This window comes from Microbacterium sp. F2 (assembly GCF_052274505.1).
In the GTDB taxonomy this organism is placed as follows: domain Bacteria; phylum Actinomycetota; class Actinomycetes; order Actinomycetales; family Microbacteriaceae; genus Microbacterium.
Genome location: NZ_JBNVBV010000001.1, coordinates 808369 through 823818, shown reverse-complemented (window position 1 = coordinate 823818; position 15450 = coordinate 808369). Strand labels below are relative to the sequence as shown.

At 66.6% G+C, this 15450-nt stretch carries 13 protein-coding genes; 2 read left to right on the top strand and 11 right to left on the bottom strand.

Annotated elements, in window-relative coordinates:
* Positions 1 to 24 precede the first annotated feature (24 nt).
* The 10 genes from aroB to ACQVDU_RS04005 form a co-directional block, all read right to left on the bottom strand.
* Positions 25 to 1101 carry a 3-dehydroquinate synthase gene (aroB, locus tag ACQVDU_RS04050; RefSeq protein ID WP_300592871.1) on the bottom strand — a complete coding sequence of 359 codons (1077 nt, stop codon included), beginning with the start codon at positions 1099 to 1101 and terminating at the stop codon, positions 25 to 27.
* Entirely contained in the window at positions 1098 to 1649 is a 552-nt protein-coding gene (locus ACQVDU_RS04045) for a shikimate kinase (protein ID WP_300592875.1), read from the bottom strand. The genes aroB and ACQVDU_RS04045 overlap by 4 nt, the downstream gene beginning before the upstream one ends.
* The gene (gene aroC / locus ACQVDU_RS04040) at positions 1636 to 2880 is read right to left on the bottom strand and encodes a chorismate synthase (RefSeq protein ID WP_443476284.1); all 1245 of its coding nucleotides are present in this window, start codon (positions 2878 to 2880) and stop codon (positions 1636 to 1638) included. Before aroC ends, ACQVDU_RS04045 begins: the two co-directional genes overlap by 14 nt.
* A gap of 4 nt (positions 2881 to 2884) precedes the next feature.
* Positions 2885 to 3724: a shikimate dehydrogenase family protein gene (locus ACQVDU_RS04035; RefSeq protein WP_292710330.1), complete on the bottom strand. Its 840-nt coding sequence runs from the start codon at positions 3722 to 3724 to the stop codon at positions 2885 to 2887.
* A 1-nt stretch (position 3725) separates the two neighbouring features.
* On the bottom strand, positions 3726 to 5369 hold the full coding sequence (gene mltG / locus ACQVDU_RS04030; protein ID WP_300593899.1) for an endolytic transglycosylase MltG: 1644 nt from the start codon (positions 5367 to 5369) through the stop codon (positions 3726 to 3728).
* A 1-nt stretch (position 5370) separates the two neighbouring features.
* Complete coding sequence (gene ruvX, locus ACQVDU_RS04025) at positions 5371 to 5844, bottom strand: Holliday junction resolvase RuvX (RefSeq protein WP_300593902.1); 474 nt, start codon at positions 5842 to 5844, stop codon at positions 5371 to 5373.
* Complete coding sequence (alaS, locus tag ACQVDU_RS04020) at positions 5841 to 8501, bottom strand: alanine--tRNA ligase (RefSeq protein ID WP_443476283.1); 2661 nt, start codon at positions 8499 to 8501, stop codon at positions 5841 to 5843. Before alaS ends, ruvX begins: the two co-directional genes overlap by 4 nt.
* A gap of 63 nt (positions 8502 to 8564) precedes the next feature.
* Positions 8565 to 8861: an ATPase gene (locus tag ACQVDU_RS04015; RefSeq protein WP_300593908.1), complete on the bottom strand. Its 297-nt coding sequence runs from the start codon at positions 8859 to 8861 to the stop codon at positions 8565 to 8567.
* A gap of 172 nt (positions 8862 to 9033) precedes the next feature.
* Complete coding sequence (gene rpsD, locus ACQVDU_RS04010) at positions 9034 to 9663, bottom strand: 30S ribosomal protein S4 (RefSeq protein ID WP_300593911.1); 630 nt, start codon at positions 9661 to 9663, stop codon at positions 9034 to 9036.
* Positions 9664 to 9822: 159 nt separating this feature from the next.
* Complete coding sequence (locus ACQVDU_RS04005; protein WP_300593914.1) at positions 9823 to 11187, bottom strand: replication-associated recombination protein A; 1365 nt, start codon at positions 11185 to 11187, stop codon at positions 9823 to 9825.
* 125 nt (positions 11188 to 11312) lie between these two features.
* Here ACQVDU_RS04005 and ACQVDU_RS04000 point away from each other — a divergent pair, with 125 nt between their 5' ends.
* Complete coding sequence (locus ACQVDU_RS04000) at positions 11313 to 12569, top strand: DUF349 domain-containing protein (protein WP_300593917.1); 1257 nt, start codon at positions 11313 to 11315, stop codon at positions 12567 to 12569.
* Between the two features lie 67 nt (positions 12570 to 12636).
* Positions 12637 to 13188, top strand: a complete 552-nt coding sequence (locus ACQVDU_RS03995; RefSeq protein ID WP_300593920.1) for a hypothetical protein — start codon at positions 12637 to 12639, stop codon at positions 13186 to 13188.
* Here ACQVDU_RS03995 and ACQVDU_RS03990 read toward each other — a convergent pair.
* A complete protein-coding gene (locus ACQVDU_RS03990) occupies positions 13167 to 15434 on the bottom strand; it encodes a RelA/SpoT family protein (RefSeq protein ID WP_300593923.1) in 2268 nt (755 codons plus the stop codon). The two genes, ACQVDU_RS03995 and ACQVDU_RS03990, sit on opposite strands and share 22 nt — an antisense overlap.
* Positions 15435 to 15450 lie beyond the last annotated feature (16 nt).

The window sequence follows — 15450 nt, the reverse complement described above, 5'->3', positions numbered from 1 at the left end:
GTGCACGTTATCAGTGCGCCCGGCTCACCCCGCCACTTCTTGGTATGCAGCGAACAGGAGCGACTCGTCGGGGGCCTGCAGAACCGTAGGGCGGGCGATGTCGTCAAGGACGATGAAGCGCAGCATGCTTCCCCGCGTCTTCTTGTCTCGTTGCATCGTCGACAGCAGCTGCTGCCATGCCCCGGCTCGGTAGGTGGTCGGCAGGCCCAGGGTGGTCAGGATGTCGCGGTGACGCTGGGCGGCGTCATCCGAGAGTCGTCCGGCCAGTCGCGAGAGTTCGGCGGCGAACACCATGCCGATGGAGATCGCCGCGCCGTGGCGCCACTGATACCGCTCGGTGTGCTCGATGGCGTGCCCGAGGGTGTGGCCGTAGTTGAGGACTTCGCGAAGCCCTGCCTCACGCAGGTCTTCGGAGACGACGCGGGCCTTCATCCCGATCGCTAACTCGATGCACCGCCGGAACGCGTCGGATGCCGGGTTCGTCGCGGCGTCGGGATCCCTCTCGATGAGCTCCAGGATCTCCGGATGCCAGATGAAGCCCGCCTTCACGACCTCGGCGAACCCAGCAACAGTCTCGTTGCGTGACAGGGTCTCGAGGAGGTCGAGGTCGCAAACGACGGAAGCCGGCGGCCAGAATGCGCCCACGAGGTTCTTTCCCTCGGCGGTGTTGATGCCCGTCTTTCCGCCCACTGCCGCATCGACCATGCCGAGGACCGTCGTTGGCACCTGCACCACCGAGACGCCGCGCAGCCAGGTTGCGGCGACAAATCCGGCCAGGTCTGTCACCGCTCCCCCGCCGAAGCCGACGACGGCGTCAGTACGAGTGAAGTTCGCCTGGCCCATGACCTGCCAACAGAATGCGGCGACTTCGACGCGCTTGCCGGCCTCGGCGTCGGGCACTTCGGCTAGAAGCACCTGTCGGTCGCCCTGTAGGCGTCCGCGCAGCTCTTCAGCCTGCGCTGACAGGGTCGGCGGGTGCACGATGAGCACACGCTGAGCAGCAGTCGGGAGTGCCGCACCAACGGTGTCCAGGATGCCGCGACCGATCGTGATGTCATACGGGCTGTCGCCGGTAACGGCGATCGTCGTCGGAGCGGTCATGACTCTTCTTTCCCGGTGGCGAGTGGATCGGAGGACTCGGTGCGGTGGCGCGCCCACGACACGATCTCGTCCACGACGTGCTGGAGGGGACCGGTCGACGTGTCGATCGTGATGTCGGCGACACTTTCATAGAGGGGACGACGCTCCTGCCAGATGCGTCGCCACCGCTCTAGCGGGTCCTCGCCGGACAGAAGCGGGCGCGCCGTTCCCTGAATCCGCCCTGCCACGACGCGGGGGTCGACCGTGAGCATGACGACATCGCACGTCGCGAGGTCCGCACGAGTGTCGGCATCCAGCACGGCTCCGCCGCCGAGCGACACGACGGCGCCGCCGCGCCCGAGGGCGTCCTGGATCGCCGCACGTTCCCAGGAGCGGAAGGTTGACTCGCCCTGGATCTCGAAGATCTGCTCGATCGGCCCGTGCTCGCGCTGAACCACGGCATCCGTGTCGATGAACGTCACGCCCAGTGCTTTGGCAACGCGACGTCCGATGCTCGTCTTTCCCGCCCCCATGGGGCCGACCAGAACGAGCGGACTAGCGGGGGCCATCGCTGGTGAGAACTGCCGCGTCCAGCAGCGATTCGTCGCTTTCTGAGCTCGTGCGCAGGGCCGGGGGAATCGCTGCCAGGTAGGACTGCAGGTTGCGACGCGTCTCGGCGACGCTGTCGCCCCCGAACTTCTCGAGTACGACCTCAGCGAGCACGAGCGCTGTCATGGCTTCGGCGACCACGCCGGCTGCCGGGACAGCGCACACATCTGATCGCTGGTGGTGCGCGCTAGCGGTCTCGCCGGATGCCACGTCGACCGTGCGCAGTGCGTGCGGGACGGTGGCGATCGGCTTCATTCCGGCGCGAACCCGCAGGACGGTTCCGGTTGACATGCCACCCTCAGTACCCCCGGCGCGATCCGTGGCTCGGGCGATGCCGCCATCGGTCGCGAACAGTTCATCGTGAGCCTCCGAGCCCCGGCGCCGCGCCGTCAGGAAGCCGTCGCCGACCTCGACGCCCTTGATCGCCTGAATGCTCATGAGCGCCTGCGCCAGCTTGCCGTCGAGCCGACGATCCCAGTGAACGTGGCTGCCGAGCCCCGGCGGGAGTCCGAACGCAAGGACCTCGACGACACCGCCGAGGGTATCGCCGGCTTTACGAGCGTCGTCGACTTCGGCGACCATCCGCGCCGAGGTCTCGGGATCGAAGCAGCGCATCAGGTCGGCATCCAGCGCTTCGACATCGTCGGGCGTAGGCAGCGGAGCGTCCCGCGGCGCTTCGACCGGACCGATACCTACCGTGTGAGAGACAAGACGGATTCCGAGCTCGGCGAGGAACGCCCGAGCAATGGCCCCGAGCGCGACACGGGCGGCCGTTTCGCGCGCGCTTGCCCGCTCGAGAATCGGCCGGGCCTCGTCGAACCCGTACTTCTGCATCCCGACGAGGTCGGCGTGCCCGGGGCGGGGACGGGTGAGCGCTGCTCCGCGACCGCGCGACTTCTCGGTCAGTTCGATGGGTTCAGCGCTCATGACCTCGACCCACTTGGGCCACTCGGTATTCGCGATGCGCAGCGCGATTGGGCTGCCCAGGCTCATCCCGTGGACGACGCCGCTGGAGATCGTGAGTTCGTCTTCTTCGAACTTCATGCGCGATCCGCGCCCGTACCCGAGCTTGCGGCGGGCAAGATCAGCCTGGATTTCGGAGCGGGAAATGGGAACGCCAGAGGGAAGACCCTCCATGACGGCGACCAGTTCGGGGCCGTGCGATTCGCCGGCCGTGAGCACGCGGAGCATTGGTCTAGTCTCCCATGAGGCTTGCTCGCATCGCGCCGACAACAGTCGACTCGTCGCGAAGTGGCACTGCCGGATCGCCGCCGACGAAGATCCGCACTTGCAGCACCGCCTGGTGCAGTAGCATCCCTTCTCCCGTATGAATCGGATGACCGGCGCGGAGCCAGGCGGCCTGCAGGGACGTCATCCCTTGCCCGTAGACAACGTCGAACAACGCTCCACCGCCCGATGCGAGCCGATCGGCGCCTGCGTCAGCCACCACAGCACCGCCGGGGAGCGCCGCGATCGTCAGGTCGACAGGTGCAAGCTCAGGCTGCGCGAGAGGGACGCCGCGAACGGTGAGTCCACGCCTGTCGCCGATCTCGCGGAGCCCGGCGACAGCTTCAGGCCGCCGGGCTGCGACCTCGATCTCGTCCGCACCAAGCTCCGTGACAGCCACGAGCGCAGATGTCGCCGTGGCGCCTGCCCCGACGATCCTGACGCGACGCAACTCGGTGATTCCGCACTCGGCGAGAGACCCGACGATGCCGCCGACGTCCGTGTTGAATCCGGAAGGCCCGGCACCGGTCAGCAGAACGGTGTTTACGGCTCCGGTAAGTTCCGCACGCGCATCGCGGGTAACGGATGCCGCAAAAGCCGCTTCTTTGAGTGGATAGGTGACCGACAGGCCGCGGAAGGCGTCGTCGAGCGAGTGCAACTCCGAAGGGAAGCTCTCCGCCGAGACGCGGCGGCGTCCGTAGGACCAATCCAGGCCGAGCGCGCGGTACGCGGCTGCGTGGAGCTGGGGTGACCGACTGTGCTCGATCGGGTCGCCCCAGACCTCCAGACGCGTACGTCGCTGCGTCACCTCAACAGCCTGCGTCGGGGTTGTCCGTACACCACTGGCGCCACTGCTCCACGGCGGCCAGGTGGTCGTCGTAGTTGGTCGTGAAGACCGTCTCGCCGGTGTTGAGGTTCACCGTGACGAAGTACAGCCACGGGCCGTCCTCAGGATGCATCGCCGCGTCGATCGCGAGGTCGCCCGGGTTGGCGATGGGGCCGACTGGCAGTCCATCGATGACGTACGTGTTCCACGGATTGTTGTCGGTGAGAGCCTCGCCCGATGAACTTACTGTGCCGTCATGCAACTCGCCGTAGCCGTACTGAGCCGTCGAGTCCATTTGCAGCTTCATGCCCTGATCGAGGCGGTTCTGGATGACGCGCGAGACCTTGTAGAAATCGGCCTCAAAACGGGCTTCGCGCTGGATGATCGACGCGACGGTGAGGATGCGCTCCCGATCGTCGACGGGTACGCCCGCAGTATCCAAGGACTGAACCGCGCGATCGACGAGCGTCTGAATGACCTGCTGTGCGGTCACGCCAGGGTCGAAGGTGTAGGTCGCGGGGAACAGCCAGCCCTCCAGCGGCTGCCCACCGGCAGCGACGATAGCTTGATTGACGGGCACGCCGTACAGACCCGGGTCGGCCACTGCGGCCTGGAAGTCCTCGAGCGGGATTCCGAGGCTGTCGGAGAGGATCTGGATCGACTGATCGACCGTGAGTCCCTCGCGCAACTGCGCGGTGTTTTCCATCTTGTTGGCGGGATCGAGAATCGCCTCCAGCGCCGCTGCCGACGTCATCTGCTGCTGGAGCCGGAAGACGCCGGGGACGAACGGCGGATTGAGGTCTTCGGCGACGAGGTAGTCGTAGAACGCGTCAGGCGTCTTCGTCACACCTGCCTCGTAGAGCTTGGGTGAGATCGATGCGCCGGTATCCCCCGACACGATCGTGAGGAAGGCTTCGCCGGTGGCGATCCCCGCCTCGTATTCCTGCGGCTCTTCCCAGCCCAGCACCTCGCGGATCTTGTCCTCGTACGTCGACCACACCCACCAGCCGCCTGCCGCAGCTCCGCCGAAGAGCACGAGAACGACGATGAGGGCGATCCATCCGCCGCGTCGGCGACGGCGGCGTTCTGCCGGTGGAGGGGTCATGCCGATGTCATCCGTGGTGCGCTCTCCTGCGAAGAGGTCATCGAGGGTGCCGGTCGGTGCCGGCGCGGGACGCTCCGCGCGAGGGGCGGAGGTCGAGGTCGAGGTGAGGCTTTGTGTTGAGGCCGGCGGCGCTGCGACCGCGGCCCAGAACAGCTCCGGCGGCACATCGTCGTCTGCCGCGGCGGAGCCAGCCGTGCTCGTCGGCTGTGCGGGGAGCTGAGGATCTGACGGCGTGCCGCCGGTCGTGCCGGCGGCACGGGCCTCACGCGCTGCACGCCGTGACGGTGGAGCCGGCGTGGACAATCCCTCGGAAGTTGGAACCGGTGCTGGCGGTTCGGCGTTCTCGGTGGCCTGCTCGTCCGGGTGCTCGGTGGCGCCGCTCCGGGCGGAATTCCCGGTGGTGGGCGCAGGCGGCTCTGACGAGGCCGAGGCTGCACCTCCGGTCCCGCGCGACCGACCGTCCGGGAGTTTTCCGAAGAGATCGGCGAACGGATCGTCGAACGGTGACGAATCGTCGGGCATGTCAGGCAGGCTCCTCGGCGGGGGGTAGTAGCGCACCCGGTGGGCGGCCGGTGCTCTTCTCGATGTCCAACGCCTGCTGCAGCAGCACGACGGCGGCGACCTGATCCACCATGGTACGAGAAGTTCGGGTGGTTTTGCCCGATGCGCGCAGGGCGCTGTGCGCCGAGACCGTGCTCAGGCGCTCATCGAGCATCCGGATCGGAACGGTGATCCGTGCACCCAGCTCGACGGCGAACGCCTCTGCGTCGTCGGTCGAGGCGGTGCGTTCTCCCCGCAGATTGATCGGCAGGCCGACGATGACTTCGATCGGATCCATATCGGATACGAGCTCAGCCAAGCGCCCGATCGTGCCGTCGCCGCGCGCGACAGTCTCGGTCGGCGTCGCAAGCATGCCGTCAGGATCGCACTGGGCGACGCCCACACGAGCCTTCCCGACGTCGACGGCGAGACGGATGCCGCGGCGAAATCCGCTCACGGCCGGGGCAGCCCCGCCACGACGTCATCGAGGGCGCGAGCCAGCGCGCTGACATCGGCGCCACCGCCCTGGGCGAGGTCGTCGCGTCCGCCACCGCCACCGCCGAGTGTCGTCGCGGCAGCCTTTGCCAGGGGGCCGGCCTTCACGCCGAGCGAGCGTGCCGCATCGGTCGTGGCAACGATGACGACCGGTCGGTCATCGACCTCGCCTCCGAGAGCGACGACCGCAGCGTCGGAACCGAGTCGCTCGCGGACCTTCAGCGCGACGGCTCTGAGGTCGTCAGCCGAGCCTGCGCGGCCGAGGTTGGCGGTGACGACCGACAGTGCGCCCACACGACGAGCGCCGGCAACGAGGTCCGGAACCTGCTCGCTCAGAGCTTTCGCCTGCAGCGACGCGATCTTCTTCTCGGCTGCCTTGAGGTTCGCGGCGAGCTCGGCGATGCGCGCCGGTAGCTGATCTCGGGGGGTCTTCAGCGACGAGGTCAGTTGTGAGACGATCGCTCGTTCGGCCGCGAGCTCACGGAACGCATCAGCGCCGACGAGCGCCTCGACACGACGATTGGCGGCGCCGACCGAGGATTCGCCCACGAGGTTGATGAGGCCAACTTCGGCGCTCGTCGCGACGTGGGTGCCACCACACAGCTCGCGCGACCACGGTCCGCCGATGTCGACCATCCGAACGGTGTCGCCGTACTTCTCCCCGAACAGGGCCATGGCGCCGAGCTCTTTGGCTTCGTCGAGCGCGAGGACACGCGTGGTGACCTGCAGATTGTCGCGCACAGCGTTGTTTGCGATCTCTTCGATCTCAGACTTCGTCTCAGGAGAAAGAGCCTGAGTCCACGCGAAGTCGAAGCGCAGGTAGCCGGCGCGGTTCAGCGATCCCGACTGCGTGGCCGATGACCCGAGCGTGTCGCGAAGGGCAGCATGAACGAGGTGGGTCGCGGAGTGCGCCTGTGCTGCCGCGCGGCGGTTGGCGGCATCCACGATCGTGGTCGCAGCCAACCCGACAGCGACCTCGCCACTGGTCACCTCCACTGTGTGACTCACCAGGCCCGGCACCGGCTTTTGCACATCGATGACATCGAGCTGATAGCCGGGACCGACGATGATTCCCTTGTCGGCGACCTGACCACCCGACTCCGCGTACAGTGCCGTCTCGGCGAGGATCACCTCGGCCACCTGACCGGTGGCGGCACGATCGACAGAGACCCCATCTACGAGAACCCCGAGGATGCGGGACTCGGTTTCAAGATCGGTGTATCCCGTGAACGTCGTTTCGCCGAGGGCGCGGAACTCGCGGTAGACCGAATGATCTGCGATGGCGCGCTTGCGCGACTTCGCGTCGGCCTTGGCGCGCTGGCGCTGCTCGTGCATGAGCGAGTCGAAAGCGGCCCGGTCCACAGACAGACCGGCCTCTTCGGCGATCTCGAGCGTGAGGTCGATCGGAAAACCGTAGGTGTCATGCAGCAGGAACGCCTCGGAGCCGGCGATCTCGGCTTTGCCGGAGCTCTTGGTCTCAGCCACAGCAAGATCGAGGATCGTCGATCCTGCTGCGAGCGTACGAAGGAACGTCTCTTCCTCGGCGACCGCCGCGGACTCCAGCCGGTCGTAGTCGGTAGCGAGAGTCGGGTAGGCGGGAGCCATGGCATCCCGCGACGCGGCGAACAGCTCGCGGAACGTCGGCGCGTCGACACCGAGCAGGCGCATCGCACGAACCGTGCGGCGCATGAGGCGGCGGAGGATGTAGCCACGTCCCTCGTTCGAGGGGCGGACCCCGTCGGAGAGCAGCATGAGCGAGGAACGAACGTGATCGGCGACAACGCGGAATCGCACGTCATCCTCGTGGACGGCACCGTAGGTGCGGCCCGACAGCGCGACGGCGAGATCGAGCACAGGGCGCACCTGATCGGTCTCGTACATGTTGTCGACGCCCTGCTTGATGAACGCGACCCGCTCCAGGCCCATGCCGGTGTCGATGTTCTTCTGCGGGAGCTCGCCCACCACATCGAAATCGACTTTGGACCGAACGTTCGTGATCGCGTACTGCATGAACACGAGGTTCCAGATCTCGGTGAACCGGCTGTCATCGACTGCCGGTCCCCCGTCCGGGCCGTACGCCGGTCCCCGGTCGAAATAGATCTCGGAACAGGGCCCCGCGGGGCCCGGTTGACCGGTCGACCAGTAGTTGTCTTCCTTGCCGAAGCGCTGGATACGCTCATCGGGAAGCCCGGCGATCTTCTTCCAGAGCCCGGCTGCCTCGTCATCGTCCTCGTACACGGTGACCCAGAGGTCGCGCTCGGCGAAGCCGAGGCCGCCGGCCGACTCGGGCGAGGTCAGCAGTTCCCAGGCGTATTCGATGGCGCCAGCTTTGAAGTAGTCGCCGAACGACCAGTTCCCCAGCATCTGGAAGAACGTTCCGTGGCGTGCGGTCTTGCCGACCTCTTCGATGTCGTTGGTGCGGATGCACTTCTGCACGTCAGCAGCGCGAGGGTAGGGCGCAGGAACGACCCCGGTGAGGTAAGGAATGAAGGGCACCATTCCCGCGACGGTAAAAAGCAGTGACGGGTCGTCGGTGACCAGCGATGCGCTCGGAACGATGACGTGATCGTTCTTCTCGAAGTAGTCGAGGTAGCGCTGGGCGATCTCAGCGGTCTTCATCGGGTTTCCTTTGCACGGGTGAACGGCATCGCCCGGCCCGGGCGACGCACGCACGCATTGAGATCAGTCGGTGAACTTCTTGGCGGCGTCTTTCGCTGCGTCGGCGGCATCGCCGGCAGCGTCCGTCACGGCCTCGGTCACGGCGTCGACGGTCGCGGATGCCGAATCCACGGCATCTTCGACGATCCCGACAATCCGGGCTTCCTGCTCACGATACGCATCCGCGATCCGGTCGGTGAACTGCGAGATACGCGCATCCACCTCGGCGAGCAGTTCGTGTCCGCGCGGATCCTTGTTGACGTAATGGGCGGCGACGAAACCCCCGGCAAGCCCCAGTGCGAACCACAGCAGGTTTTTCATGCGCTCACTCCCTTTCCGCGACGGCGGCTCATTCCATCGTAGGCGAGAACAGCGAAGGGCGCCGGGTCTCCCCGACGCCCTTGCCAACGCGCGGCTTAGCGCGCCGCGCAACGGTGCTTAGCGCGCCGCGTAACAGTGCTGTTGGCCGCTTCGCGGCTGTACTACGCGCCGCTTAGCGCGCCGCGTAGTACTCAACGACGAGCTGAACGTCACAGACCACAGGAACCTCGACGCGCTTGGGGCGACGCACGAGACGGGCGTGGAGCTTGTCGAGCTCGACCTCGAGGTAGCCCGGAACCGGGGGCAGAACCTCTGCGTGTCCGCCGGCTGCGGCGACCTGGAACGGCTCGAGGCCTTCGCTCTTCGCCTTGACGTGGATGAGCTGGCCGGGTACGACACGGAACGACGGACGGTCGACCGTCTTGCCGTCGACGAGGATGTGGCGGTGCACGACGAGCTGACGGGCCTGCGCCGTGGTGCGGGCGAAACCGGCACGAAGCACAAGCGCGTCCAGGCGCATCTCGAGCAGCTCGACCAGGTTCTCACCGGTCAGGCCGTCCTTGCGGCGGGCCTCGTTGAACGCGATACGAAGCTGCTTCTCGCGGATGCCGTACTGCTCGCGCAGACGCTGCTTCTCACGGAGGCGAACGGCGTAGTCGCTGTCGGCCTTGCGCTTGGTGCGGCCGTGCTCGCCCGGTGCGTAGGGGCGCTTCTCGAGGTAACGAGCAGCCTTGGGGGTCAGTGCGACGCCGAGGGCACGCGACATGCGCACCTTGCGGCGATCCTGGGACTTCGTAGGCACGAAGGATTCCTTCCGATGACATGGCCGCGTCTTTCGCGGCTCATGGACGTATCCCGCACTCCGCCTCGATTCGCACGTCGCAGCGCACCGAAGGGGTTTTTCTCGAGTGTGGGGATATCCGAAAACTCGGTTCCGAACCGAACAAGTCTACCAGAGCGGTCAGTAGGCGCCGGAAGCGGCACCCGAGCCAGGTTCGTCAGGTCTGCCGAGAATGCGGCGGATACGGCTCCACCGCGCCGCGATCTCCCGCTCTGCGCCGCGCGCGGTCGGGTGATAATAGCTGCGGTCACGAAGTGCGTCGGGAAGATACTGCTGCGCAACCACCCCGCGCTCGTCGTCGTGGGGATAGCGGTAGCCCTTCCCATGTCCGAGCCGCGCGGCCCCCGGATAGTGAGCGTCACGCAGATGCGGCGGCACCCGACCGCCACCGCCCTGGCGTACGTCGGCGATTGCGGCATCGATAGCCAGATACGCGGCGTTGGACTTGGCAGTCGTTGCCAGGTAAACCGTCGCCTCGGCGAGGGGAATGCGCCCCTCGGGGAAACCGATGAGTTGGACGGCATCCGCAGCCGCAACGGCAAGCGGAAGCGCCTGGGGATCTGCGAGGCCGATATCCTCGGCGGCTGAAATGATCAGGCGGCGCGCGATGAAGCGAGGGTCCTCCCCCGCCTCGATCATGCGCGCGAGGTAGTGCAGCGCGGCATCCGGATCCGATCCGCGGATCGACTTGATGAACGCACTGATCACGTCGTAGTGCTCGTCGCCCTGACGGTCATAGCGAAGGAGTGCACGGTCGACAGCCTGCGCAACGTGCTCGGCGGTGATCGTGCCAACTGCCTCGTCAGCTTCCGGTTCGGCAAGTGACGCCGCCGCCTCCAGGGCAGTCAGAGCGCGGCGGGCATCCCCGGAAGCGAGCCGCACCAGGGCAGCCCGTGCCTCATCGGTCAGGTTTACCGCACCGGCAAGCCCGCGCGCATCAGAGACCGCTCGATCGATGAGTCCAGCGAGATCGGCATCCGTCAGCGGCTGCAGGGTCAACAGCAGTGACCGGGACAGCAAAGGGGAAACCACGGAGAACGACGGATTTTCGGTGGTTGCTGCGATCAAGACGACCCAGCCGTTCTCGACGCCCGGCAGCAGGGCATCCTGCTGCGCCTTCGTGAATCGGTGGATTTCATCGAGAAAGAGGATCGTCGAGGTTCCGTAGAGATCGCGCTGCGTGAGGGCATCCTGCATGACCTCGCGAACGTCTTTGACACCGGCGGTGACAGCCGAAAGTTCGACGAAGCGGCGGCCTGATGAGCGCGCGACAGCCTGGGCGAGGGTGGTCTTGCCGGTGCCCGGTGGCCCCCAGAGGATGACGGATGTCGCGGCTCGTGAGCCACCATCGGGGTCGGCAAGCACGACGAGCGGCGCACCCGGTCGAAGCAGATGCTGCTGACCAGCTACCTCGTCGAGGGAGGTCGGTCGCATTCGTACCGGTAGCGGGGTCTGCCCCGAGAAGAGCCCCGCCGTAGTCGCCATAGGTCCCAGGCTAGCCGCGCGGCACGACATCGCTACAGCATCGACTCCTGGTCGCGGCAGCGCTGCGTATTAGGCTTAAGCGTCCATCCCCCCGCAGGCGGCTCCGCCGCATTGAGGTGCCTTCCGTGTCAGACACAGCTTCGTCCTCCACCCCCGTCGATCAGCCCTGGGGCCGCGTCGATGATGACGGCACGGTTTCGGTGCGCGAAGGCGACCAGTGGCGGGTCGTCGGCCAGTATCCCGACGGTACCGCCGAGGAGGCCCTGGCCTACTACGAGCGGAAGTTCGCCGACCTCGCATCGGAGGTCACGCTGCTGGAAGTTCGCCACCGCCGTGGCGGTGCCAGTGCCGCCGATCTGCGCGCGACGGCGGCAACCCTCAGCGGGAAGATCTCCGGAGCATCCGCGGTCGGCGACCTTGCGGCCTTGAGCGCCCGCGTCGATGCTCTCACTGCGTCGCTGACCGAAGCGAGTGCCGCTGAAGCGGCCCAGGCGCGTGAGGCCGTCGATGCCGCGATCGCCGAGCGGACGCAGCTCGTCGAGCAGGCCGAGGCGATCGCCGCACGGGACCCGAAGACCGTGCAATGGAAGACAGCCTCGGCTGAGATGAGTTCGCTGTTCGACCAGTGGCAGTCGCACCAGCAGAACGGGCCGCACCTTCCCAAGTCGGTCTCGCAGTCGCTATGGAAGAGGTTCCGGGACGCTCGGGCCACCGTCGACAAGCACCGCCGAGAGTTCTATGCCGAACTCGACGAGGCTCACAAGGCCGTACGCGAACGCAAGAACCGGTTGGTTGAGCGCGCGGAGGCGCTGGCGCCGCGCGGCGAAGACGGGATCGGCGCCTACCGTGACCTTCTGAACGAGTGGAAGGCCGCAGGCCGCGCCGGCAAGAAGGTCGATGACGCCCTGTGGGCACGATTCAAGGCGGCAGGCGATGCGCTCTATTCGGCACGTGCGGGTCGCGAGGCCGCGGAGGTCGAAGCCTCGAAGGAGAAGATCGAGGCGAAGCGCGAGCTCATCGAGCGCGCTCGTCCCATTCTCGACATGGCGGATCTTGCCGCCGCACGCAGCGCTCTCACCGCGATTCAGCGGTCGTGGGATGACATCGGTCGGATCTTCCCCCGCGAGCAGGAACGTGCTCTCGACGACGAACTGCGCAAGATCGAGGTGTCGGTTCGTGCGCGGGAGGATGCCGAGTGGACCCGCAACAACCCGGAGACGACGGCGCGCGCAAATGACATGACGCGCCAGCTCTACGACGCGATCGAGAAGCTCGAGGCCGAGCTTGCCGAAGCCACCGCCCGCAAGGATCAGCGCGCGATGAAGAAGGCAAACGAGGCGCTCGACGCTCGACGGGCATGGCTTCGCGCCCTCGAGGGCTGACCAGGACTTCTCCACAGACTGAGACGAGCGCACCGTCGACCGAGTCTGCCCCGGGCAGACTGCGGGGATGACCTCGCCGTTCCTGTACTTCGTCGACGAGCGGCTCTCGCTCGCTGAACTGTCGGCCGCGCGGCTCGACGGTCACCTCATCGAGGTGGACGCCGCGTATATGCCTGCCGACACCGTGGAGACGCCGAGTGCCCGAGCTGCATCTCTCGGACGCTTGCTTCGCGACCTGATGGCAGCGACACACCTCTCGGCAGCATGGGTGTACGGTGCCATCAGCGACCCGCCGGCCAGGCATACCGTGCAGCGAGCGGTGCCGCACCGCATCCACGGGGTCATCCATCGCCGGCTCCACTACCGCGACAGCTACCTCCCCGAGGCCGACCTCTGCCGCATCGGTGGGGTGCTCGTCACGACGCCGGCACGCACGGCTGCAGACCTTGCCCGCGTCGGCGACACCGACCACGGAGCAGCCCTCAACGGCTTCGCGCGAGATCCTGAGACCCTCCGGGCGGGGATCAACTGGTTGGAGAACGCCGGCACGGTCCCACACAAAGTGCGGGCTCTCGAGATACTGCGCTCCCGGGAAATCTACGAGGAGGTCACGCGGTAGACGTCGTAGACGGCGTCGATGCGGCGAACAGCGTTAAGGACGCGGTCCAGATGCACGATGTCACCCATCTCGAAGACGAAGCGGCTCAGGGCGAGGCGGTCGTTCGTCGTGGACACCGACGCCGACAGGATGTTCACATGGTGCTCGCTGAGCACACGGGTCACGTCACTGAGCAGACCCGACCGGTCGAGAGCCTCGACCTGAATCTGCACGAGGAACACGCTCTTGGTCGTCGGTGCCCACTCGACCTCGATGAGACGCTCGGGGTCTGAGCGCAGCGAGGCCACGTTCGTGCAGTCCGCGCGGTGGACCGAGACGCCGCTCCCCCGCGTCACAAAGCCGAGGATCTCGTCGCCGGGAACCGGAGTACAGCACTTCGCGAGCTTGACCAGGATGTCGGGCACGCCGCGCACGAGGACGCCCGAGTCCCCTGCTCGCGGCTGGCGCGAGCGCCCGACGTGCGGGAGGTCGATTGGGCCCGTTGCGGTGTCGTTGGAGGCGCTGACCAGCGCCGTCACCTTCTCGATGACGGATTGGGTCGAGACGTGTCCTTCGCCCACAGCTGCGTAGAGCGCGGAGACGTCTTCGTAGCGCAAACCGTGGGCGACCTCGCTCAGGGTGTCCTGATTCATGAGCCGCTGAAGCGGCAGATTCTGGCGTCGCATCGCGCGCGCGATCGACTCCTTGCCCTGTTCGATCGCCTCTTCGCGCCGCTCCTTCGTGAACCACCCGCGGATCTTGCTGCGGGCCCTGGTGCTCTTGACGAAGCTCAACCAATCTTGACTGGGCCCGGCATCCGGGTTCTTCGACGTGAACACCTCGACGACATCGCCGCTCTTGAGCTCTGATTCGAGGGGAACAAGGCGCCCGTTGACCTTCGCGCCCATCGTGCGGTGACCGACTTCGGTGTGCACCGCGTAGGCGAAATCCACGGGAGTGGCCCCTGCTGGAAGCCCGATCACACGACCCTTGGGCGTGAAGACGTAGACCTCCTTGGCACCGATCTCGAAGCGCAGCGAGTCGAGGAATTCCCCGGGGTCGGCGGTCTCTGCCTGCCAGTCCGAAATCCGCGCGAGCCAGGCGAGATCCGCGTCGACGGCCTTGTCGTCGACCTTCCCGCCGGCCATCCGTTCCTTGTACTTCCAGTGCGCCGCCACACCGTACTCGGCCTGCTGGTGCATCTCGTGGGTGCGGATCTGGATTTCGACGGTGCGCCCCTCGGGGCCGATCACCGTCGTGTGCAGCGACTGATACAGGTTGAACTTCGGCGTCGCGATGTAGTCCTTGAACCGCCCCGGGAGCGGCGTCCACCGGGCGTGAATGGCACCCAGCACGGCGTAGCAATCCCGCACGGACGCCACGAGAATCCGGATGCCGATGAGGTCGTAGATGTCGTCGAACTCGCGACCCCGCACCACCATCTTCTGGTACACGGAGTACAGCTGCTTGGGGCGGCCGAGCACGCGCCCGCGGATGCGGAGCTCACGCAGATCGGAGTCGACTGCGTCGACCACGTTCTGCAGGTACTTCTCACGCTGCGGCGTGCGCTGCTTGACGAGGCTCTCGATCTCGGCGTAGAGCTTCGGGTGCAAAACCGCGAACGAGAGGTCTTCCAGCTCGGACTTGATCGTCTGGATACCCAGGCGATGCGCGAGCGGCGCGTAGATCTCGAGGGTCTCTGTCGCCTTCTTCCGGGCCTTCTCGGGCGGAACGAAGCCCCAGGTCCGGGCGTTGTGCAACCGGTCGGCGAGTTTGATGAGCAGAACACGGATGTCGCGAGACATCGCAACGATCATCTTGCGCACGGTCTCGGCCTGGGCACTCTCGCCGTACTTGACCTTGTCGAGCTTGGTCACACCGTCGACGAGCATCGCCACCTCGTCGCCGAACTCGGCAGTGAGTGCGTCAAGTGAGTAGCCGGTGTCCTCGACGGTGTCGTGCAGGAGCGCGGCGGCCACGGCCTTGGGTCCGAGGCCCAGATCTGCGAGGATCTGGGCTACCGCCAAGGGATGCGTGATGTAGGGCTCGCCGCTTTGGCGCTTCTGTCCCGCATGGGCGCGGTCCGCGATCGCGTACGCACGTTCGATGATCGCCAGGTCACCCTTGGGATGGTGCGTGCGGACGGTGCGCAAGAGCTTCTCGACGTCGTCGCGGCGCGCGGCCCGCGAGAAGATGCGCGGAACGAGCCGCAACAGCGACGAAGAGCCCGCAGGTACGCTCTGGGCGGGCGGGACGGTCTCGGTCACCCGATAGCCCTCCCTT

Bases quoted from the DNA above. Each gene is read 5' to 3' on its own strand.
- ACQVDU_RS03995 (WP_300593920.1), top strand. From the start codon at position 12,637: ATGACCTCGCCGTTCCTGTACTTCGTCGACGAGCGGCTCTCGCTCGCT.
- ACQVDU_RS04045 (WP_300592875.1), bottom strand. From the start codon at position 1,649: ATGGCCCCCGCTAGTCCGCTCGTTCTGGTCGGCCCCATGGGGGCGGGA.
- ACQVDU_RS04015 (WP_300593908.1), bottom strand. From the start codon at position 8,861: ATGAAAAACCTGCTGTGGTTCGCACTGGGGCTTGCCGGGGGTTTCGTC.
- mltG (WP_300593899.1), bottom strand. From the start codon at position 5,369: ATGCCCGACGATTCGTCACCGTTCGACGATCCGTTCGCCGATCTCTTC.
- aroB (WP_300592871.1), bottom strand. From the start codon at position 1,101: ATGACCGCTCCGACGACGATCGCCGTTACCGGCGACAGCCCGTATGAC.
- ACQVDU_RS04005 (WP_300593914.1), bottom strand. From the start codon at position 11,187: ATGGCGACTACGGCGGGGCTCTTCTCGGGGCAGACCCCGCTACCGGTA.
- aroC (WP_443476284.1), bottom strand. From the start codon at position 2,880: ATGCTCCGCGTGCTCACGGCCGGCGAATCGCACGGCCCCGAACTGGTC.
- alaS (WP_443476283.1), bottom strand. From the start codon at position 8,501: ATGAAGACCGCTGAGATCGCCCAGCGCTACCTCGACTACTTCGAGAAG.